Genomic DNA, 23,378 nt, shown 5'->3' on the forward strand with positions numbered 1-23,378 from the left:
TTTACAGACTTTTTGAGACTGGGTTTTAGTGGAAGAATCAGAAAATTACTTTACCAAACCACTGAATTTATTCGAGTACGAACAGCAGGCGCAGAAGTGCTTATCTCCTATGGCTTGGGATTACTACGCTAGTGGTGCTTGGGATGAAATCACATTGAGGGACAATCACGCGGCTTTTGATAGAATCAAACTTCGTCCGCGTGTGCTAGTCGATGTGAGCGATCGCCATCTGACAACTACGATTTTAGATCAACCTCTGCAAATGCCTCTGTTGATTGCACCGATGGCTTTTCAATGTCTTGCTCATCCAGAGGGAGAATTAGCCACAGCAAAAGCTGCATCGAGTGCGGGTGTGGGTATGGTGTTGAGTACGCTGTCTACCAAGAGTCTTGAAGAAGTTGCTCAGATTTATTATTCAAATCATTCGCAAATTCCCAATCCACCTTTGTGGTTTCAGTTATATATTCATCGCGATCGCCATCTCACCCGTGCTTTAGTAGAACGTGCTTACACAGCAGGTTATCAAGCGCTGTGCGTCACTGTCGATGCACCTGTTCTTGGAAGACGGGAACGAGATACACGTAACCAATTCACCCTACCACCAGATTTGCAACTAGCAAATCTTGTTACCCTCTGCGGACTCAATATTCCTGAAGAACAGGGAGAATCTGGGTTATTTACTTATTTTGCCCAGCAACTTGACCCGGCGGTCACTTGGCGCGATTTAGAATGGTTACAATCTATATCTCCTTTGCCATTGGCAATCAAAGGAATTTTACGCGCTGATGATGCTGTCCGTGCTGTTGAATGTGGCGCTAAAGTCATCATTGTTTCTAATCATGGTGGGCGTCAATTAGATGGTGCGATCGCTTCTTTGGATGCTTTAGCTGAAGTCGTAAAAGCTGTAGATGGACGTGCTGAAGTGATTGTAGACGGAGGTATCCGTAGAGGTACGGATATTCTCAAAGCTTTGGCTTTGGGAGCAAAAGCAGTTTTAGTGGGGCGTCCTGTGTTATGGGGATTAGCCGTAGACAGACAAGCTGGTGTAAATCACGTCATCGAAATTTTACGCGACGAACTCGATTTGGCAATGGCGTTAAGTGGTTGTGCCAAATTGGAAGATATAGATCCTAGTTTAATAAATTTTTAATTTTTAAGCTACATGTGGCAAGCTGGTGTTTTTACTCATACAATCAAAAACAGGCTTAGTTGTATCCAGCACAAGCCCAAATATATTTTCACTGATTTATCGGTTACAAATTAGGCTGAAAAGCGATCGCACTTTCATGATGGTAAACAGAACCAATGATATCGCTTGGCAAGCACGTCAGGGTAGCGTTGCTGCGATTATTCAAGTGTTAAATGAACAATTAGCAAATTCTGGCGTGAGAACCAGAGCAATTTATCATGATGGTGTATTACAAATTTTGTGTGAGGCTGCCACACTAGATAAACTAGAGCAATCTACCTTAGTCAAGCAAATTCAGCAAATTCTTGAATCAATCAAACCGCGTAATATTGGTAGAGTAAATATCAACAGTCGCCTTGTTCAAGAACAGCAATTGTTATGGTTAGAAGAAATTATTCGTGAGTCAGAAAATCAAGTGCTGTGGTCAGAAGAAATCATCTTAGAACAGCCTAACGTTTTTCAGAAGTTAATTAAGAATTACCAAGATAAAAAATCTGAATCAGGAAAACTAAATTTAACTAAACCTCAATTATCTCAGCCGATACCAATTAATAAGAGAACTCATAATTATGCTTGGAATCGGATATTATTTTCTTTAAGTTTAAGTTTATTTTTACTCTTATTAAGTTCAGTAATATATGCAGTGTTAAATGGTAAACTACAAAATCCCTTTATCCCAGAAACAGCTAAATCTTTAATTCCAATCCAAAAATCTCCAAACTCAGAAGACTCATTTGTAATAGCAGTACGCATTGCTAACCAAGCTTCCGATGCAGGTAAAATAGCAAAAACCTCAACTCAATGGTTAGAAATTGCAGCCGACTGGCAAAGGGCTTCTGAGTTAATGGGTAATGTCCCACCTAGCCATAGTCGTTATCAAGAAGCACAAATTCGGACGAAATTGTATAAGAAATATAGTGAAGCGGCGCAGAAAGAAGCTGAGAAAAGTAAATTTTAAGTTGTTTTTGATTGTTAGGTGATATTACATATAGAGATCGTAGAATAAAACCTACCGAAATTAAAACAATCATAATTAATTTTGATGCTGAGATGGCTCAAGCCTTTGAATTTCCTTTGACTTCTGTATTTACCGAATATGTGCTTTGTTACTCTGTATATTATCTAAAATTATTCTGTATAAATGCTGAGGACAACATTTACATAAAAAGTTTAGATTAATTATTCATAACTAAAAGATGTTATGAATAAATTATACATACGGTACATTGACAATTAATCTTTTAAACAAAAGCTATTTTAATTCTGACGAAAATATGGTTCAAAATTTATTTACCTTTGCCTATTTCCAAAACTTTGATTCAGTAATTGATAATTTAGCTAGGCTTGCTCAAGATGAAGATTGGAAATACAAATATACTCCTTTTACTCAAAGAAAGCCGATTTTAAGGAACTATTTAAACTATACTCTTAGGCGATTACAGGAAGAGAATAAAATTAGAGAGCTAACTGATAAATCCTGCTTCAATACAGGATTAGTCACGGAAAATCAAGAAGAAATATTTGCTTTATTTACTCTCAATTTGGGTGGGCAATCAAGATGGAAGTTTGAATATTTTTGTAAGGAAAGTGATTTCAAGCTAAGAAGCTTTAATCCTTTACCTGAAAGAGCTACATATTTCAATGACCCAACTAATTTAGTATACGATCTTCGTTTGGGTGATCCTCGTATTGATTATGATCATATTATGAATAGTACAGAAAATAAATCTCGCTTTCCCGAACCCTATAAATCTATGCCTAACTATCAGCTTCAAGTTGCACTAGAAGGAGCAGTTAGACTTGCTATAAAACGTGTTCTACGTAATTATAAAGCAGCAGTTCCTCAGTTTTTTTGGGATAAAAATGCTATATTAGGTCAACTACAACTTCTTCTTCCACTTTGCATGACTAGTTCATCAAAGGCAGATGTGGCTCTTGTTATTAATAGAACTAATGATGTTTACTCAGGTGAAACAATTCTGACTTTGGATATGGCATACAATAATGCAAGATTGTTAGCAAAACCTGATACTGAGTGGCTACAGCCATAATAGGTAGATTGGGTAGAGCTAAACAAAAGCCTATATTATATTATACTATTTTATCTTCTCCAACTCAAAAAATTATATAAAGACACGATTTTGCCGCATCTCTACCCCATACCTACCTAAACACTGTTCATTTATTATTTCATAACTTTCATTATCCAGCCTCAAAATAATTACGCTGGGTAATAAGTAAGTCGGTGAGAATAAATCAAACTATTTTAAGTAACGTAAAATTATTGAAGTAAGTTCGTAGTGAGGACTTTAGTCCTCAAGAAAGGACTAAAGTCCTTACTACAAACTTTTTGTTATTTGCGCTGTCTTACTTACAACAAAATCGCATCTCTACCCGACACCTACCTAAACACTCATCTCTAACATCCGTTGAATTGGACGCAACGCCGCCATTCGTATCTCTTCAGACATCGTGATTTCCGGCGCACGATTTTTCATTGCCAAATACAATTTTTCCAAAGTATTCAACCGCATAAACGGACATTCATTACAGTTGCAATTATTAATCGGTGGCGCAGGAATAAAATTCTTGTGAGGTGCAGCTTTTTGCATCTGGTGAATAATTCCTGGTTCCGTAGCTACAATAAATTCTTGAGTCGGACTTTGTTGACAATACTTCAGTAAAGCTGCTGTAGAACCAATGAAACTAGCGTGACGTAAAACAGCAGGTTCACATTCTGGGTGTGCGATCGCTTCTGCTTCTGGATGTGCTATTTTCAATTGGACGATTTTCTTTTCTGAAAAAGTTTCATGGACAATACAGCTACCTTGCCATAAAACCAGATCGCGGCCAGTCTGTTCCATCACATAGCGTCCCAAATTCCGATCTGGTGCAAAAATTATCGGTACATCTTTGGGTATCTGCTGCACAATTTTCACAGCATTGGAACTCGTACAAATAATATCGCTCATTGCTTTAATTTCAGCAGAGCAATTTATATAAGAAATTACTAAATGTCCGGGATGTGCTGCTTTAAATTCTGCAAACTCTTTTGGAGGACAGGTATCTGCTAAAGAACAGCCAGCATTTACATCTGGTAACAGCACCATTTTATCGGGATTGAGAATCTTTGCTGTTTCAGCCATGAAGTGAACGCCAGCAAAGACAATCACATCAGCATTGGTGTCAGCTGCTGCTTTAGAAAGTTGGAGAGAATCGCCAATAAAATCTGCAATATCTTGAATATCTGGCTCTTGATAATAATGAGCCAGAATCACCGCATTCAATTCTTTTTTTAAGCTGGCGATCGCCGCAAATAAATCTAATGGTAATGCACCCGGTTGGGTTTGATCTCGTTGAATAAGTGCAGTTGTAAACACAGTTAGGCGTAGCTTTATTTTACAAATAGTTATCTTGTTTAAGTAATTATAGTAGTTTTTACCAAAAATGTAAGGAGGGGTAACACTCCCTTGGTCCGTAACATAAATAAAGCTAGCCTTGAAGCACAAGAGCGAGGATTAACGCCTGAAATATTAGAATCAATAATGATACGCCAATAATTATCTAAGGTATCCAAATTTTCACTACCCTACCCATCAACTGTTGTCCCAACCAAGACGTATTCTGTGAGAGAGTGCGAAGACTTTGTCCGTCAACTTTCCAGCTTTGCTGGGGAGCAAATAATATTAATTCTGCCTTCTCTCCAGGAGCGATCGCACTCAAGTTCTGTTTTAAACATTCCGCCGGACGATGACTCAATGCTTGCCACAATTCTAGGGCGCTAAATTCACCACTTTCTACCAAATGTTGCCACAACAAAGGTAGTGCTAACTCTAAACCTATGGCTCCCGGTGGTGCTTCGGCAAATGCTACTGTTTTTTCTTCGTAGGTGTAGGGAGCGTGATCAATAGCGATCGCATCTATAATCCCTGTGCGTACTGCCTGCCGTAACGCCAATAAATCATTCGGATTACCCAACGGCGGCTCTAGATGCAAGTTAGCATTATAACTCTTAAGTGCTTCTGTGTCAAGTAAAACATGCATCCAAGTGGTGCTAGCGGTGATCGGTAAGCCTTGGTTTTTTGCTGATGCGATCAATTCGACACTACGGGCAGTGGAAACCCGCATAATATGTATTGGCGTCCTCGTTGCAGCTACCAATTCAATCAAAGTGGCGATCGCAGAGGTTTCCGAAGCAGCAGGATTTCCTGGTAAACCAAAGCGGAGTGAGTCTGAACCTTCGCGCATGACTCCGTTAGACTTGAGTTGGCGATCGCAACACCAAAACGCCACAGGCTTTGCCAAAGGCTGGAGATATTCTAATACTCGCCGTACCAGTGCCGTGTTTTCCAAAGGCTGACCATCAGCAAAACCGACTACCCCCACCGCCGCTAAATCTGCCAACTCCGTCATTTGCTTACCAGCAACATCCAGAGTGATCGCGCCCCAGACGTTGAGTTGGGGGAGAGTAGGAAACAAGGGAGAAAAATTGCTTCCTTGTCCTCCTTGTCCTCCTTGTCCTCCTTGTCCTCCTTGTCCCCCTTGTCCCCCGTGTCTCCCCTGTCTTCCATGTCCCCGCATCTTCTCCCAAAACTGCGCCACCACCGCCGGGTGATCGATCACTGGCGATGTGTCGGGTAAGATGCTAATTCTGGTAAAGCCACCAGCCGCAGCTGCTTGTAGTAAAGAAGACAGAGTTTCTCGTTCTTCAAATCCCGGTTCTCCGGAGTGGCTATACAAATCTATCAACCCTGTTCCTAACACTAGTCCACGACAATCTCGGATGTGAGTGTCTGGTGGTACATCAGAAATACTATTAGCTACTGACTGAATATAACCAGCATCAATTAGCACATCAGCTACTTGATCAGTGCCAGAAACCGGGTCAATAATCCGTACTTGTTGTAATAATTCACTTGTCATATCATAACTCTTACAACGCCCCTGCTGCGGTTTGATCTAGCACCCCGCCACTCAAGTGAGTGGTAATATTCATTGCTTGCAACACTGGTACACCATTTAATCCTGAAGGGTAATCAATCACACTGACTGCACCATTACCCTGACGGAAATTCCAGAAATTATCTGCTGATAAACCTAGAATATGGCAAAGCAGAGTTTTATTAGTAGCATCATGAGCAACGACTATGCCAGTTTGGAGTTGGTTTGTCAATGCTTTTTCTACAACAGACTGCCAAGTTGCCACACTACGTTCCCATACCTGTTGTAAATTTTCTCCTGCGGGCATTTGTACTTGATCTGGTACTGTTCGCCAGCGCTGCAACTCTCCGGGAAATTCTTGTTCAATTTCTGATTCTAATTTTCCTTCCCAAAGTCCGTGACTAATTTCTCTCAAACCATCTTGCAATTCTAACTTGATACTCTGGTGATTATTTAAGATAATTTCAGCTGTTTCCTTGGGACGCAGCATCGGGCTGGTGATGGCAAAATCAAGCTCTACATCTTTGAGAAATGCACCAGCTTTTTGTGCTTGTAACCTACCATTATCGTTGAGAGGAACATCAATTTGACCTTGAAATTTCCCTTGGCGGTTCCACTCGGTTTCGCCATGACGAATCAGCAACAAACGCACACCTTGATGGTTTGGTCGCAAAGAAGGGAGAATATCTCCCAAGTGTTGCGTTTGATTCATGGATTCTAGCTGGACTGCATCTCCCAAACCACCCGCAAAATTAAGAACGCTGACGTTGCAGTTAGATTGCTGGAGAGAATGGTAACGAGAGGGAGAAATTCCCAACGCTGTGCTAATTAAAGCTCGATTAATCCCGTTATGTCCTATTATTAATATAGTTTGCCCTTGATGACGGGGCAGGATTTCTTGCCAAAATTGCCGTGCTTGTTCGTACAGAGATAAAATCGGATTATGCTCTCGCCTATTCCCCTGACTATCTTGAACAAGCATCTGTAGTTGATCGGGTGATTCCTTCCAAATACGGTAATCTTCAGGAAACTTCTGCTTCACTTCCTCTACAAGCATTTTTTCCCACAAGCGTAAATCAACCTCAAGCAGTAAATCAGAAGTTTGAGGAACTATAGATTGATCAGAATTATTTTCTCGCGATCGCCAAATGATCTCTGCTGTTTGTTTGGCTCGCTGTAAAGGACTACTATAAATTGCACTGAATGAAATATTACTGAGGGCTTTACCAACTAAATTGGCATCATTACAACCTTTTTCAGTTAATGTAGACGCATCGGTGCGCCCTTGAATACGTTTTTCCGTATTATACGTGCTTTGACCATGACGCACTATGATGACCCTAGTCACTTTTTGCCCTCCTCTCTCTAAAGGACTCATTCTACTGCAAAATGTTTACAGTGTTGAGAGCAAAAAGCCCACTGACTTGAAGGAGGGTAAGGGTGTAAGAGAAAAAACCTCTTTCATTCTTGGTGGTGAAACTTGTTTCATCGGAACTATTAATACCTAAGTTTCAGTGAGTGGGGATTCACCATAAGCCATACCATTCGCCTCAGCGTAACGATGCATAAATCTCATAAATCTTTCCCAATGGTCATCTTGTTCAATTTCGAGTTTGCACTCTACTCTCTGCAACTCATCCCCATCTGCACCACCAAAAATAAATTGTACAGACGAAGGTGTAATCCTGATTTCGCCTTCTTCGTCGGTTAGTACCATGGAATTTAAGGATTGTTTTGTGAAACTATTGAATCCCTCTAAGGCTTTCAACTGGTTAAAGATCATCAAAACAATACGCTTACCAGAACGACCACGTCGCAAACTGACATTACCTAATTCTTCATAAATACCATTAAAAAATTGAATTGTGGGTGTAGTAGATGCCATAACCAATTACCTTTGATAGTTGTAAGGAGGATAATAATACGGCGGCTGATTCATCACTGGTGGTTGATACTGCTGATAATTTGTTGGAGGTAGAGGACTACCGACAGTGTTAGGTAAGGGCGGAGTGATCAGTGGGTATGGTTGATAATTAATTGTGGGTTGAGTAATTGTTGGTAGTGGTGCAGTCGGAGCCGTCACTGGTGGCTGATATCTATTAGTCGGGGTTGGGTTGGGAGTAATACTTGGTGCAGCAGTTGGTGTAGGAGTCGGTGCAGGAGTTTGGACGCTGGGGGTAGTTTGGGTAAATTGTTGGTAAGCAGCCTTCGAGATCGAACCAATGAGTTTTTCGGCACTGGGATCGTTATTGGGACGTTTGACCATAACAGCAACTATGTAGCGTTTGCCACTGGGGAGGTCTACCAAACCAGCATCTGCTAACATAGTGCCAATATCACCTGTTTTGTGGGCAATAGTTGCACCTTGTCCCAACCCTGTTGGTAACAGTTGGTTTCTGACAGTATTACGCATAATTCCCAGGATGCGATCGCGCGATGTCATATTCAACAAATTACCTTGACTGACCATCGCCATCAAATTTCCCAATTCTTTAGGACTAGTTGTGTTTGTCCCATCTAAGTCAGGTAGTTGATTGCGAATGACTGTAGTATTTAAACCCCAACTCCGAAAACGCTGATTTAAAGCTTCAATACCACCCATCCGGGCTATTAACATATTGGTTGCTGTATTATCGCTGATTGTCATCATTTTATTCGCGACTTCCAGCGCCTTAAATTGGGTTCCGGCTGGTTTATACCGCATATCTCCAGAACCAAGAACCATCATTTCTTTTTCCATAGTCAGCATTTCATCCAGGCGGATTTTACCTGCATCAACATCCTGGAAGAAAGCTACTAAAATTGGGATTTTAATTGTGCTGGCTGAGGGGAAACTAGCAGAAGCATTGATATCTACATAACTACCATTTTCCAAATCCACCACAAATACTCCTGGTGTGAGATTTGGGTTAGCAGACGCCAAGCTTTGCACACTAGTTTTTAAGGAAGTAATTTCCTGTGATAAAGATAAAACAGCAGCAGGTGTGGGAGTGGGGACAGCTTGAATTTGTGCTTGTTCTGACTTGTCAGGTGATGTCTCTGTTGTGGTCATCTGATTAGCAGGGTCTAGGACTGATAATACAGTTCCGACGATCGCACCAATCCCAATTCCAACTATTAATAATCGCAAGGCGTATAGCATGGTTCTAGCCATTGGCTTTAACCTTGTTTTTCGCGATGTTCTGACTTTTTTTGGTAATGCTTGCTTACGCGATCGTACAGTTTTTACTTTGGCATTGCTTGGCTTGTAGGGTGGAATTTGTCCTGGTTTCCCAGGTAAAGGTTTCACAGTTGCCGATACTACTACACCTGGTCGCTTTTTTGCTACACCAACAGGGGTAGCAGTAGGAGTAGCTTTGACACGTGTCAACTTTGTTCCAGTTTGAGCGGGACGTTGTTGTTGGCTAGATACTTTGGCTGGACTGTTTCCCAATTTCTGTACTTTACGGATAGGCTTTTGGCGTCCATTCACTGGCTGAGGTCGTGAGAAACCGGGTAAATTTGTTCTGGTTTCCATAAAATAAATGATGGTGATAGTAAAGTGTATAATCTAGCAATTTAGTAATGAAATTTGAACTAAGTCGGACGGAGTATATCTTTAGTCGCTACAAGAGAAAGACAGAGGTGATTTTTCTGTCGAGTTCAAATAAAAATTTACCCCCAAAATTTACTAGCAAGTAAGTATATATAGACACTAATTTACTTGGAAATACTAACTTGGTGTATTCTCCTCTATTTTGGTTATGTTTTTGTGTTTAGTTTAAGCCATAATTATTAATTGTGGGGTAATTACGTATTTACTACTTAAAAGTCACAATTTTTCATGATTTTTCTGGCTTGAGATCGCCCATTCTAGTTGTCGCAAGATACCTCGTAACATAGCAACCTCATGCTTATATAATTGAGTGCGGTTATAAAGTTGGCGAAACTTTTCCATGCGGCTAACTGCTGTATGGGGATATAAATAACCAATCTTCAGCAGTAGTGATTCTAATTGCTGATAGTATCCTTCCACAATCTCTATAGATGCAATTTCGGAGTCAGATGCATTAGAGGCGGTGACATGGAGAGAGGGAGACGCAGAGAAAGGGGAATTCTCCGCGTCTCCCCTTCTCTGCGTGTCCCCTTCTCCTCGTGTCCCCGTGTCCTCTTTCCCTATGTCTTGACTTAGTGACAATTCATAACAACAAATTGCCACAGATGTAGCTAAATTAAGCGAAGAATAACTAGAACTAGTGGAAATACGGACAAAACGCTGGGCATAGTTTAATTCTTGATTACTTAACCCCCGGTCTTCTCTACCAAAAATCAAGGCTGCGGGTTGTCCTATCTCTTCTAATAACCAGGGTAATGCTGTTTGAGGGTTTTCTAAGGGTGCATCCCAATCATGAACAACACCAGTTGTGGCGATCGCTCTCTTACATCCTTGCAAAGCGGCGGGTAATGTCTCAACTACTACAGCCCCATCTAAAATATCTTGAGCATGAACCGCCATCTGTCTAGCTTGTGTTCCCCAAGGATCACATTGGGGATTTACTAACACCAGCTGATTGAGTCCAAAGTTTTTCATTACCCGTGCTACAGACCCCACATTCAAAGGGCCAGCTGGTTCTACTAATATGATTTTTACTCCAGCTATTGTCATTCGATTTTGGATTTTAGATTACTCTACGAGAAGCCGCTTACGCGTCTATGGATTTTGGATTGATGACAACAAGTATATGTTTTAGAAATCGACCACCGATGGACGCAGATAGATTTTTCGTGATCATTTTAGGCATGTAGAGACGTTGCACTGCAACGTCTCTACTGTAATTTGTACATTTTCAACACTGATTATAAGTCACGCAGCCCTCTGTGTATTCGACGATTGCCACTTATGATCACCACAGTTTGCTTAATTGCACTAACTCGCCACTCTCCCTCGACTTGAATTAGATGATTTTGCTGCGCTCAATCACCCATTGAATAGCTGATGGCTCAGATGTCATGGATCAATTTGAATATAACGACAGGACAAATTTAAGAAAGGCGCTAAAAAACACCTAGCGCCTTTATATCTGTGCAAGAGGTCTATTGCTTCACTACTATGCAATAAGAAAGCACCTCTACTCAAGTATTTTGGACTTTAAACTGTTACTCCTTCTAACTCTTCATCTGTCAACTGATACAAATCCCGTAACTTTTGTAACTTATCCTCGCTAGCTTGCCAAAACCCCCGTCCGTGAGCTTCCAACATCCTACCCACAATGTTTTTAAAGGCTTCCGGGTTAGCTTTTCGCAATTTTTCTGCCATTGCTGGGTCTAAAGCATAAGTATCTGCTGCCTGATCGTATACCCAATCGTCAGTAAAATCTGTAGTGCCGCCCCAACCAATTAATGCCGTCATCCGTTGAGAAACTTCAAAAGCACCACCAGAACCTTGATTAACCATTGCTTCCGCCCATTTGGGGTTTAACAACTTCGTGCGATACTCCATCCGCAACAAATCATCTAACTTGCGGGGTGTGGTATCTTTCGAGAAACTTTCTACAAAACTAGCAGTTACTTTCTTCCCACCAATTTTTTCAGCTGCCTTTTTCAAGCCACCCGTATTAGCATAATATTCCTGAATATCGGTTAAACCATATTCTACCGAATCAATTTCTTGCACAATGCGATCGCTCGTTTTTAATAGCTGTGTTAGTACTTCCGGTCTTGCTTGACCCCGATCTTGTCTACCATAACTAAACACATTGCGACTTTGCCAAGTATTTCCCAACTCCTCGCCAGATTCCCAGTTACCATCAGTCACACGCTCATTTACCATTGAACCAAAATCACCCGCAGGGTTAGAAAATAACCTGGCTGATGCATTTTCCACACCCTGTGCTTGCAAAGCTAAAGCATGTTTTCTAATAAAATTCTGGTCTTCCGTTTCCTCAGACTCAGCCGCCCGTTGAAATAAATCATCCAACAATTCAATCACATTCACAAAACTATCGCGGAAAATTCCCGACAAATTCCCCAACACATCAATTCGGGGATGTCCCACCTGTGCTAAAGGCTTTAACTCATAACGTACAATTCGCCCTGTACCCTCTTTGACAGGTTCCGCCCCTACCAACTCTAAAAGAATCCCCAGAGACTCACCCTTAGTTTTAATCGCATCCAAACCCCACAACATCACCGCCACAGTCTCCGGATACTTACCATGTTCCTCTAAATGCTGGGCAATAATTTGTTGAGCGATTTCCCTTCCCCTCTCATACGCCGCCGGAGATGGCATTCTGTAGGGGTCTAAAGCATGAATATTCCTTCCCGTCGGTAACACACCAGGCCCATCCCGCAACAAATCACCACCAGGCGCAGGCGGAATATACTCCCCATTCAAACCCCGCAACAAATTCGTCAACTCATCAGTACTTTTTTCTAATAAATCTCTAACTTCTAATTCCTCTTCTTCGCGTTTTCGTGGTTCGTTCCCAAAATACGCCTCCAAATACGCCGCCATCTCCTCTTCATCCGGCGCTTCCCCCAAGGTATGCAACCCAGAAGAAAACAACCTACTCTCCAAAACTTGCAAATACTCGTACAACTTCACCAGATAATCATTAAAAGCATGAGCGCTAAACATCCGCACATTCTCTGGCGTAAAAGGAATTCCCAAACGTTTTGCATCCTCAAACGGACAATCTGCATCTAAACCAGTATCAACAACCTTTTTACAAATCGCTTCCTTGAGAGCATAATTCTTCTGTGGATCTTCGCGATATTCTGCAATCAAATCCCGTAAAATCACCAATTCTTTATACAAACCCGCACGACCATAGGGCGGTACATTGTGAGAAATTAACACTCCATAACCACGACGCTTCGCCAAAATCGATTCAGAAGGGTTATTTGCTGCATATATATATAGATTGGGCAAATCTCCCAGCAAAATATCTGACCAAGAATAACCCGTATTACCCAAAGGTGAACCAGGCAACCATTCCACCGTACCATGCATACCAAAATGAACTACAGCATCAGCCTGGAACTCATTTTGCAACCATTTATAGAAAGCAGCATACTGAGGATGAGGTGTTAAATCTCGCTCAAACATTAACCGCATCGGATCACCTTGTATTCCCAAGGGTGGTTGAACACCAATCCAAATATTCCCTAGTTGCACACCGCCAATATGGAATTCATCCCCAGAGGTTTTAATCCCAGTACCCGTAAGAGATTTCCATTGCTTTTCTATCCGGGAAGTACGGAGATATCCCAACCATTTTTCCAGGGTTTTGGCATTAACAGACGCGGGGAGATTCTGACGCGGGGACACTGGAAAAGTTTCTCTATCCCCTTCACCGCGTCTATCCCTTGCCATCTCATCAAAAGCCTCATCGGCTTCTTTGACTTGCTGAATCAACTCTTCTCCATCAACTGGCAAATCTCCGACGTTGTAACCTTGCTCTTTAAGTGCCTCTAGGAATTTCAGGAGACTACGAGGTACATTCAATAATGCAGCAGTTCCCACTGCACCGTAACCAGGTGGAAATCCATAAAGAATAATGGCAATTTTTCTGGCAGATGCTAGAGTTTGTCGCAGATGAATCCAGTTTTTGATTCTGCCAATTAAACGTTGTACTCGTTCGGGAACCAAATAGATATTTTCTCCCACCAAACCGCCAAGAGGAACAACGTCGATCGCACCATCTAATTCTGGCAAAGCGTATAAAACTACACTTTGTAGACCTCCGATACCTTGGCGTGTCCAAGAATAAATATCCTGAATTAACAGAGGTGCAGCAACTATATACGGAACATTCTTGGCAGTCAGAATGCGTTTTGCTACCTCTACTTGCCGTCCTGCTTCCATTGAACCCGCAGGGCCACCCACCAAAGGAAAACCAATCGTCGAGACGATCGCATCTACTTTTACTGCTTCCCCAGACAAAGATGGAGTTGCGACGTTACCCTGTTGGCGTTGCTGAGTTTCGTAATCACTTGTTATCCAGTCACGAACCGCAACATGTCCTTCCACACCGTTGATAAATATAGGTAAAGGAATTAATCCAGCTGCATCAAAACGGCGAATGAGTTGATTGATGTAGGGTTGTTTGGTGATCACATGCTTACGATAAAGCAAAATTCCCACTACAGGAAGATGGGGCGAAACTCCTCCCCCTTGTCTCTTGCAATACCATTCCAAATACTCACGCGGTGATTCAAAATATCCCTGATAATCGGGGTGAAGCAATCCCATGTTCGGGGTTTCAATGGGTGGGGGAATGTCACCAACTTTTAACCCCAAGTATTTTTCTGCTAATGTCCAAAATAAAGCTGCGACGTTTTCCGGCCCACCTGCGTTCCAGTAACCATAGATAATTAGCCAGTTGCGTAAGTCTTGGACTTTTTGTACTGGCACGAACTTTAACAGCTTTGGCCCGATTTTTAAGAAGCTGATATAACCTGCTAATTTATCTTCTTCTCGTCCTTGACTGAATTTATCCAGGATAAATTTTACAGGTTTGGGCATACCTTTGGGTTTGTCACCAATCGCAAACGCACCCAACTTGGTAAAACTCATCAATTCCAATGCAGACTCGAAGACAAGGCGGATGGGAATTTTCGCAATGCGATCGCCCAACCACAACACCTGATCGTAATCAAACAGCAAGCTACCAAAAAATACATCAGCGCCAGCTAGTGCAGCTTCTACTTCTTGACGCTTACTGGTAATGTCGCGATCGCTAAAAACTCTAATATCCAACTCTGGACAACTAGCGATCGCCAGATCAGCCGCTTTGCGATACAAGTCGGCGTTGAAAGATTCAAACCCTGCTACCAAGACGATGCGTTTCATGCCCTTGAGCCACGAAATGTTTCTTCATCTTGATTTTAATCTTGTTTAATCTTGCTCCTGCATATAGGAAAAATAAATGACTCCTATCAGCCTTTTTATGTCAAGTCCTATTGACCTTTTGTAACAATCTTGTTATATTTATTTACATAAAGAAACAAATAAAGGAAAACAAGCTTATGTATACCACAGTTAACGAAGAAGGCATTTTAAATAACTACGCAACTGAACCCAAAATGTACTACGCACAGTACCCTGCAATTTGGGAACAACGTCAATATGTTTTACAGGGTGCAGTTGCAGCTATATTTGTTAGCGTTCTAGTTTTGTTTGCTTTTGCGGTTAGCTAAGATTTTTTGATTTCGGTATCGGTATCTCCCATCGACATATTGATCTCTCCTTATTTCCTCGGTTGAGCGCCGAGATTTTTTTTGAGTATGTATAGATTGATTGGTAAGCTTTAAATTCTTAATCTTTATCTTCCTGGTTTCATACTTAACCAGAGAATAATGTAATGTGCGAAATTTAACTTGCTGTATGAAACATCTCAGAGATAATCCGCTTGCTCTGTACCATCAAGGATGATTGGTCGATAAATATTTAATCAAGTAGTTAAAATAACTTCTTAATTCTGCCGCCGCTTGAGTTGATACTTGATGTGAAGATTCCCAATCATTAATATATTTGGTTCTAATGATTTGAAATGCTTTCACATATGTCTGAATTGCTGGCTGTCGGTGAGTAATAACTTTTTTATACAACAGACGTGGTTCAATTTCATTTTCCATACAGCAGCCAAGTAATTTGATATATTTGCAAATATTTTGGCGAAATTCTTCTGTTTGGGGATGCTGTGAACTCATTAGTTTACTTGTTACTGCTTGTGCTAATTCTAATCGCCGAGACAGTAGCCATCGTCCAGCTTCGATACAAGCTACTCTTTGTGCTTCTATATGAGGAATAGATGCATTCAAATCTTCAATATGTGCCAAAGACTGACGGAGTTTGTCTTGTCTTTTTTGAATTTCACCAGTGTTGATATTAGGTTTAGAAGATAGCTTTTTATGCTCTAACTCATAGATGACATCTTCAACAGCTGGTTTGATAATTTGGTTAATAATATGTGTCTGTTCTTTGAGTACTTCTAGTACTTGATCACGGAGTTCGTAGTTAATGATATTCTCTAAGCGAGAATTTGTACTTTCTTGCAAACAGTCTATCTGCTGTTGCAAGTCCTGAATCACTATATCTTGAAACTCCTCCTTTTCTACCATTCCTTGATATAAGCGTCGTTCTAAAATTTGCACCCTTCGTTCTAATGGGTGAACAGATGTGCTATTTAACCAAGGATTAAAAACAAACTCTGCTAATTCGTGCAAAGTTTTTCCGACTTTGTGCAAAACTCCAATATTTCTTGTATTTTCCCTCATGGGGTTATCCTTACAGAATAACAGTGTGATAGACTACTATACTTTTAAAGTATTGTTAATGACCAATATTTAGTTTCTAGAAATTCTACCGACACTATATAGTAAAGCGCAATTACAACATAAGATACTTTGCAAAGCTAGGCGATCGCTAATTTCAAATCTCCCACTATTTTTATATTTTTCTATAATTTTATATATATTTATTACTTTTGATAGATGCGTTCTATTTAAAAATAATATTTCACTTTATTCAAATTTCCTCCATTTACTTGTAAAAAAAATACTCAGTATTTATTAATGTTAAGAGCGAAAACCGTACATAACATGGGCGCTATTTCTACCTGAAAAATCTGTGTACAGGTCGATAAGATCAAATTGATTATTTAGTCCCCACACTCCCCATCTCCAACCCCGATCTATACACAAAGGAGAAATAATAATGACTTATAATCCTAACAATGAAGAAAACTTGGTTGTTGTGCGAGTCAGTTCTCAAACCGAAGAAATAGTAGAAACGGAAATGGCTGGTGAGACTGACGAAGTTAAGGGTGAAACTAAAGCATTAATTGAAGCCATCAAAAGACGCGCCCAATCTGAGGCTGAATCCGCAGGGACTCTCACCCGTGAAACTTATCTGAATGCGGTACGTCAGGCGCGCCAAGCAATTGAGGGTGATAAACTGATTGAGCGCGATCGCATTGAACATTCTTGGCTAGTGTTGCAGCAGGAAGCAGAGAAAAACTGGCATTTAATCCTCAAACAAGCAGAAGAACTCGGCTCTCGCTGTCAAGATGCTGCTAAAGCCGCTTGGGATGCTTTTAATGCCCCACGTTCTTAAATTGTATTTGGTCTAGTTGCTCAATAATATTAAGTATTTGTTACCCTTTAGGGGCAGGTTAGAACACCTGTCCCTAATTTCGCTAAAAAATTTCATCTTTTTTTAACCGGAATCACAACAATTGCAAATGATGCTAGATAATTAGAAGGTTTGACTTTTACTTATTTGTCTAGCTTGGTAACTCAGAACTAACAACTATGCGAACTTACTATTGCGGCGAACTCCGAACACAACATATTGGAGAAATTGTCACCTTATACGGATGGGTAGACCGTCGCCGCGATCATGGGGGTGTGATATTTTTAGATTTACGCGATCGCTCTGGGATTGTGCAAATTGTCAGTGATCCCCAACGTACCCCAGATTCCTATGAACAAGCGAATGCCTTACGCAATGAGTATGTCATTAAAGTCACAGGTAGGGTGTCGCAACGTCCAGACGAATCTCTTAATAACCGCATACCTACAGGTGAAATTGAAATTTACGCAGAGAACATAGAATTACTCAACGCCGTTCGTAAGCAATTACCCTTTCAGGTTTCTAGCAGCGAGACAGATACGGTACGAGAAGACTTGCGGTTGAAGTATCGTTACTTAGATTTGCGACGCCCCCAAATGACGCGTAATCTGCAATTGCGCTATCAAGTCGTGAAAGCAATGCGTCGCTATTTGGAAGATATAGAAGGTTTTGTAGAAGTTGAAACCCCTATACTTACCCGTTCTACTCCAGAAGGGGCGCGGGATTATTTAGTTCCCAGTCGTGTCAACCCTGGTGAGTGGTTTGCTTTACCCCAATCTCCTCAATTATTTAAACAGTTGTTGATGGTGTCTGGCTTTGACAGATATTATCAAATTGCTCGTTGCTTCCGCGATGAAGATTTGCGTGCTGATAGACAACCAGAATTCACGCAATTGGACATGGAAATGAGTTTCATGTCCCAAGAAGAAATTATCGAACTCAACGAAAAGTTAGTTGGTTATATCTTCAAGACAGTTAAGGGTATTGAATTACAATATCCTTTTCCCCGTCTTACCTACGCTGAAGCGATGGAACGCTACGGTAGTGATAAACCTGACACCCGTTATGCATTGGAATTAGTCAATGTCTCTGATGTCATTAAAGACTGCGGTTTCAAAGTATTTCGGGATGCTGTCACCAGTGGTGGAATTGTCAAAATCCTACCCATTCCCAACGGTAACGAGGCTATTTCTAATGTCCGCATCAAACCAGGTGGCGATTTATTCAAAGAAGCGAGTGAAGCTGGTGCTAAAGGTTTAGCTTACATCCGCGTCAGAGATAACGGAGAAATTGACACTATTGGGGCGATTAAAGATAACCTCACAGAGGAACAAAAACAGGAAATATTGCGTCGCACAGATGCAAAACCCGGTCATTTATTATTATTTGGTGCTGGGGATGGTGCTACTGTTAATAAAACCTTGGATAGATTACGGCAAGTAATTGCTAGGGAGTTTGGACTAATTGATCCTGATAAAATCAATTTACTCTGGATTACAGAATTCCCGATGTTTGAGTGGAATGCAGACGAAAAGCGCCTCGAAGCACTCCACCACCCATTTACCGCACCCCACCCTGATGACTTAGGCGATTTGAAAACAGCACGCGCCCAAGCTTATGATTTAGTATTTAACGGCTTTGAAGTTGGTGGTGGTAGCTTGCGGATTTACCAACGGGAAATTCAACAGCAAGTCTTTGATGCTATCGGACTTTCCAATGAAGAAGCACAAAATAAGTTTGGTTTTCTCTTAGAAGCGTTTGAGTACGGTACACCACCTCATGGCGGTATTGCGTATGGCTTAGATAGATTAGTGATGTTGTTAGCAGCAGAAGAATCTATTCGAGATGTGATGGCGTTTCCGAAGACACAGCAAGCACGTTGCTTACTCACAGATGCGCCTTCGGGTGTAGATGGAAAGCAACTTAAAGAGTTACATGTGACTTCGACTTATAAGCCAAAATCTTGAAGTAAAAGGGAACGGGGAACTCTTAACAGGGAACAGGGGGTAGGATGAAAGGGATGAAATTTTCCTTTATCCCTTCCTCTACCTTGTTGCAAAAGTTACTTTTGCAATCAGTCTAATCTCTTACCTACACCACCTACACCACACCTGTGACTGTACCCTTTCCTGGAATTTGGATACCATTCATATTAATCAGCACATCATTATTGGTGTCAAATGGTTGATTCTGGTCATTGATTGCCAAGTAGCTACTACCTTGCCATTGAAATAATACACCCTCGTTGCTATTTAATGCCTGATCACCTTGGGTTTGTGGGTCTTTATCGTTATAAGCTGATTCAATTGCAGCAGATAAATTGTTCCCTTTTACCAAACCTGCATCGTAGATGTATATTCTTTGGTTTCCTGCGTTTGCGGATGTGGATAATGTGCCATCATTGTTTAACCAGATGCGATCGCCTTGATTTGGATTAGAGTTGGTGATGGGATCGACTGCATCCTGTGATTGAGAAAATCCCTGTTGTTGATTATTGCCGATATAGATAGAGCCATCTCCACTAGGTTCACCTGTGAGAACGTCGTTTTCCAAATCGCCAGAAACCTGATTATCTGATCCTTGAGGGAGGATTTGATCGCTATTTGCATCTGAAGTAGTAACAACAGTGTTATTACCTGTCTCCTCAATGATCGGAGTCGTACTATCAGTGACACCTATAACTTCGCTATTTTGAGGGGAAGCTGAATTTGTTCCCACTTCCAAAGCACCAATATCAGCGATCGCACTACCGTTACCATCGCCATCCTGTGGACGGTTATTACCGCGTTGATCTGTTTTCAAAGTGCTGACGCCATTAAAGATGTTAGAACCAACATCAATCGCCGGACTTGTAGATTTGAGTGTAAAATCACCTTGGGAAGGGTTTACAAATTGTGGATCGTAACCCAAGAGATTTTGCAATTCCCCAACATTTGGATCATTTGATGCCTTGAATTCATAATAATCGTTGTAGTTGTAAACTAGGTTGTGATCAAAAACTACGTTTTCAGATTCAAAGAGGCTATTGGCACGGCGATCAGGTCTTGCGTACATGATATTGTCATAAACACGTACGTTATTTGCTTTGCCCACCGCAATCTCACCACCTGGATCTGTGTTGCGGGCGTTTTCGTAAGTGGTGTTGTTGACGATATCTACATTGGAATAGCGGTAGGCTGAGATCCCAGAGGAGCCGTTGTTATAGACAGTGTTGTTTGCAACTAATGTCTTTCCTGTATAGACTTCACTGATATATTTACCATGTGAATCTTTACCATCTGTGCTATCGAGGATGATACCATTGCCCTCAGCAATTTGGCCCGTCACCATCCACGGGATCAGATTTTGGTTATCATAAACGATATTGTCTTGAATAATGAACTTGTAGTCATTGGTGTTATTGTCTGTGTTGCGGTTGTAAATAACACCTATTCCACTAGTCCCTAGAGGTGAATACCAAGAGTTTCCAGAGACAGTGTTTTTCTCGATCGTAACGTAGTCTGCCTTTTCAGCTGCAATCCCTGTAGCTGTAAAGTTACGGACTTTGTTTTCGCTGATGACAATATGGTGAGAATAACCCTTTTCTTGCTCAAAACCACTGTATGATGGGCTAATGTAAATCCCAGAGCTATTAGTGATCGGGTTGTCGGGGTTATATTGCTCTTGCTTGGCATAGTCTAATGTCACTTCATCCTTGCTACCTTCCAAGTCAAGTCCTTGAATGCGGATGTAGGATGAACCAGCCACATTAATTCCATCACTTCCCTTAACTTTTAACTTAGGTGTGTGTCCTGGGTAGGCTTCGATGGTTATCCAATTGTCCGCTGAACCATTTTTATTCTCAAGCACCATGAGGTCTTTGTTGGGGTCACTCTGGGTGTAAGTCCCATTCATGATGTAGAGTGTATCGCCTGCTTTTAGCTGATCTGCTCCTGTTTGTAGGCTTTTAAACGCAGCTTTTTCACTTAAGCCATCGTTACTATCATTACCTGTCTCAGCAGAAACATAGTAGGTTTTACCCATTCTTAATACTCCTAAGTTGTGTAAGAGGAAATGGTAGTGTCCCTTTGCTAAAAGCCCTGAAGTTGCATTTGATCCGTCATCCAATTTTGGATTTTGGATTACTCTGTCGAGTAGACAGGGAGTGTCTACTTGCACGCCTGTCGCTAACGCGCCTACCAAAGGTAGCCGCACTTCGTGCGTCTATGGATTTTGGATTTTCGATTTATTCCACAGATTTTCCCCGCAAAAACTCTTCATTTCGCTGGGTTTATAGCCAATTGCATCGTGTCTGCATCTATGTGCAGTGGCGATCGCAACCTTGATTACACCCCTAAACCACTATTTTCTGTGGTTATCGAAATGAATTTTTGTTGAAACTTGGTAGACTTTACACCTTTAACTTCAGGTAACTGTAACTAAAGCTGAAAATTCCATTGAGGTAACTCAAATCGCTGTAACAAAGCATAAAATATTACATTTTCAATTGAGCAACTCAATCATGGTAGATGCTTAAATTCTAGCTTTAATTGCAAATGATATTCAAATATTTGAATCTCTAGAGAATATTACACTGATATTTAACTTATTTTCAAGCTATTTGTTAATTTTTTAAGCTGCATAGTGAATCAATCAACTAAATAAAACACACAACCTTCACATCCTTATTCCCATCGCTTCTGTGAACTTGTCCAGAGGTGAGAAGGTTAGGTAAATATATAAATTAAATTCATGTTGTTGTATTCCACAATCTTAAATATTTATGCGTTAGGTTTTGATTAATTCAATAGCCCCTATTCCGTATCTTGCTTAAGATAGAATATAGATGAGTTTGTATATTGCTTTAGGTATAAATTTTTCTACTAGCTTGCATGTATTAAAAAAAACTAAAATTGTGTCAATATGCATCTTCATAAAGAATTGGTATCAAACATATTGTCCATATCAAGATTGAGAGATATTATTCCCCATTTTATTTTACACATCATAATTATTTCACTCATTCATGTCAAAACAAACTCTGTTCTCACTCGATTGGAGCAAGATGTTGTCGTAAGAGAGCATATATTTAATGTTAGTTTTACTTGTCGCTTGCTAAGATGTTTGTCCTAATTTAGGTTTGATATCTTACATATAGACATGAATATACCTAAAGACATAAATGATACTGATTTTAAATCGTATTTTAATAATTTCCGTCGCGATCTTACAAAGCATGAATATACCTAGAGGCATAAATTGTACTGGTTTTAAATAATTCTGTACAAAGTCTTAATTTTTTGGTATACATATGCTGTATACTCCTATATAGAAAGCGAAAACTGTAGAAATTAATGAACAATCAGCTCACTAGGCACTTAAAATGTAATGTAAATCACATTGATAAATGTAATCATAAAAACCTAAGGATATGGGATAGAAATTATCTTAGTTAATAGATAGTATTGATAAATAATTTCAGTAAACCTATTTGAGCAGCACTGCAAGATTATATTTATACCGAGGAGATCAAGGTATTATTTTTTACTTGTAGATGAAGGAAAACGAGTCATGTCTAACCAAAAAATGTATCGATTGATCAACGCACCGACCAAAATTTGTACATTATAATTTTTGACCATTGCAGTTAATTGTTACTGTTTGAGTTGGAAAATCCTCTGGAAATAGGATGATTGTCACCCAGCGAAGGAAAACTCAAAAGAAATAGAATAAATGATTTTGAATTTATGGAGTAGGGCTTCGATGGTCAAATAGGATCTCAGTCCCTCCAACACAGCCATCTTGCTAGATTTTAGATGTTTAGAAATCTCAGGATGACCGAATTACCAGAGAAGTTGTAGCTAAAATTGACCGATCCTGCACAGAACGAGCGTCGTGTTGTCTGGCGATCGCGCATATTTTGGATTAAATTTAAGGGCTGAACAGATAATTATTTTGACACTCTGCGCTCTGAAGAGACGCAGATTCTCGCATCAGATTCAGCAACAACCAAATCCAAATGGGCATTGTCAAGATGCCTCTAGACGCTCAGACCTGCTACCGATGCGATACAGGCGTTGCGGTTACTTATTCACTTTGAGGGCGACTTCCGTTCCGAGTTCACAACGCTCTGCTTCCTGCCATTACTTGCTC

At 40.7% G+C, this 23,378-nt stretch carries 16 protein-coding genes; 7 read left to right on the forward strand and 9 right to left on the reverse strand.

Annotated elements, in window-relative coordinates:
- Window positions 1-28: 28 nt before the first annotated feature.
- From ACE1AT_RS06665 to ACE1AT_RS06675, 3 genes are all read left to right on the forward strand, one after another.
- Window positions 29-1,150, forward strand: a complete 1,122-nt coding sequence (locus ACE1AT_RS06665; RefSeq protein WP_374866542.1) for an alpha-hydroxy acid oxidase — start codon at window positions 29-31, stop codon at window positions 1,148-1,150.
- Window positions 1,151-1,289: 139 nt separating this feature from the next.
- Entirely contained in the window at window positions 1,290-2,147 is an 858-nt protein-coding gene (locus ACE1AT_RS06670; protein ID WP_374866584.1) for a hypothetical protein, read from the forward strand.
- 268 nt (window positions 2,148-2,415) lie between these two features.
- On the forward strand, window positions 2,416-3,240 hold the full coding sequence (locus ACE1AT_RS06675) for a DUF3825 domain-containing protein (protein ID WP_374866544.1): 825 nt from the start codon (window positions 2,416-2,418) through the stop codon (window positions 3,238-3,240).
- A gap of 354 nt (window positions 3,241-3,594) precedes the next feature.
- Here the strand turns inward: ACE1AT_RS06675 and nadA are convergent, their stop codons facing one another.
- From nadA to bchH, 7 genes are all read right to left on the reverse strand, one after another.
- On the reverse strand, window positions 3,595-4,569 hold the full coding sequence (nadA, locus tag ACE1AT_RS06680; protein ID WP_374866546.1) for a quinolinate synthase NadA: 975 nt from the start codon (window positions 4,567-4,569) through the stop codon (window positions 3,595-3,597).
- A 184-nt stretch (window positions 4,570-4,753) separates the two neighbouring features.
- Window positions 4,754-6,112 carry a dihydroorotase gene (locus ACE1AT_RS06685; protein WP_374866548.1) on the reverse strand — a complete coding sequence of 453 codons (1,359 nt, stop codon included), beginning with the start codon at window positions 6,110-6,112 and terminating at the stop codon, window positions 4,754-4,756.
- A 10-nt stretch (window positions 6,113-6,122) separates the two neighbouring features.
- Window positions 6,123-7,478, reverse strand: coding sequence for a histidine phosphatase family protein (locus ACE1AT_RS06690; protein ID WP_374866550.1), 1,356 nt, complete (start codon window positions 7,476-7,478; stop codon window positions 6,123-6,125).
- Window positions 7,479-7,634: 156 nt separating this feature from the next.
- Window positions 7,635-8,015 (reverse strand): photosystem II reaction center protein Psb28, encoded by a 381-nt coding sequence (gene psb28, locus ACE1AT_RS06695; protein WP_374866552.1) that lies wholly within the window; start codon window positions 8,013-8,015, stop codon window positions 7,635-7,637.
- A gap of 6 nt (window positions 8,016-8,021) precedes the next feature.
- Window positions 8,022-9,647, reverse strand: coding sequence for a serine hydrolase (locus tag ACE1AT_RS06700; RefSeq protein ID WP_374866554.1), 1,626 nt, complete (start codon window positions 9,645-9,647; stop codon window positions 8,022-8,024).
- A 294-nt stretch (window positions 9,648-9,941) separates the two neighbouring features.
- The gene (locus ACE1AT_RS06705; protein ID WP_374866556.1) at window positions 9,942-10,775 is read right to left on the reverse strand and encodes an RNA methyltransferase; all 834 of its coding nucleotides are present in this window, start codon (window positions 10,773-10,775) and stop codon (window positions 9,942-9,944) included.
- A gap of 483 nt (window positions 10,776-11,258) precedes the next feature.
- Window positions 11,259-14,963 (reverse strand): magnesium chelatase subunit H, encoded by a 3,705-nt coding sequence (bchH, locus tag ACE1AT_RS06710; protein ID WP_374866558.1) that lies wholly within the window; start codon window positions 14,961-14,963, stop codon window positions 11,259-11,261.
- Between the two features lie 176 nt (window positions 14,964-15,139).
- On the opposite strand from bchH, the gene psb34 reads away from it, so the two are divergent.
- Window positions 15,140-15,310 (forward strand): photosystem II assembly protein Psb34, encoded by a 171-nt coding sequence (gene psb34 / locus ACE1AT_RS06715; protein ID WP_374866560.1) that lies wholly within the window; start codon window positions 15,140-15,142, stop codon window positions 15,308-15,310.
- 225 nt (window positions 15,311-15,535) lie between these two features.
- On the opposite strand, the gene ACE1AT_RS06720 is transcribed toward psb34, so the two are convergent.
- Complete coding sequence (locus tag ACE1AT_RS06720; protein ID WP_374866562.1) at window positions 15,536-16,390, reverse strand: hypothetical protein; 855 nt, start codon at window positions 16,388-16,390, stop codon at window positions 15,536-15,538.
- A gap of 439 nt (window positions 16,391-16,829) precedes the next feature.
- Between ACE1AT_RS06720 and ACE1AT_RS06725 the strand changes: the two genes are divergently transcribed.
- Together ACE1AT_RS06725 and aspS are read left to right on the forward strand one after the other, a co-directional pair.
- The gene (locus ACE1AT_RS06725) at window positions 16,830-17,228 is read left to right on the forward strand and encodes a hypothetical protein (RefSeq protein WP_374866564.1); all 399 of its coding nucleotides are present in this window, start codon (window positions 16,830-16,832) and stop codon (window positions 17,226-17,228) included.
- A gap of 197 nt (window positions 17,229-17,425) precedes the next feature.
- A complete protein-coding gene (gene aspS / locus ACE1AT_RS06730; protein ID WP_374866566.1) occupies window positions 17,426-19,213 on the forward strand; it encodes an aspartate--tRNA ligase in 1,788 nt (595 codons plus the stop codon).
- A gap of 133 nt (window positions 19,214-19,346) precedes the next feature.
- On the opposite strand, the gene ACE1AT_RS06735 is transcribed toward aspS, so the two are convergent.
- Entirely contained in the window at window positions 19,347-21,269 is a 1,923-nt protein-coding gene (locus tag ACE1AT_RS06735) for a bluetail domain-containing putative surface protein (protein ID WP_374866568.1), read from the reverse strand.
- Window positions 21,270-21,337: 68 nt separating this feature from the next.
- Between ACE1AT_RS06735 and ACE1AT_RS06740 the strand changes: the two genes are divergently transcribed.
- The gene (locus ACE1AT_RS06740) at window positions 21,338-21,571 is read left to right on the forward strand and encodes a hypothetical protein (protein WP_374866570.1); all 234 of its coding nucleotides are present in this window, start codon (window positions 21,338-21,340) and stop codon (window positions 21,569-21,571) included.
- Window positions 21,572-23,378 lie beyond the last annotated feature (1,807 nt).

Origin of the sequence: Pelatocladus sp. BLCC-F211 (genome assembly GCF_041928655.1) — a bacterium.
GTDB lineage: Bacteria > Cyanobacteriota > Cyanobacteriia > Cyanobacteriales > Nostocaceae > Pelatocladus.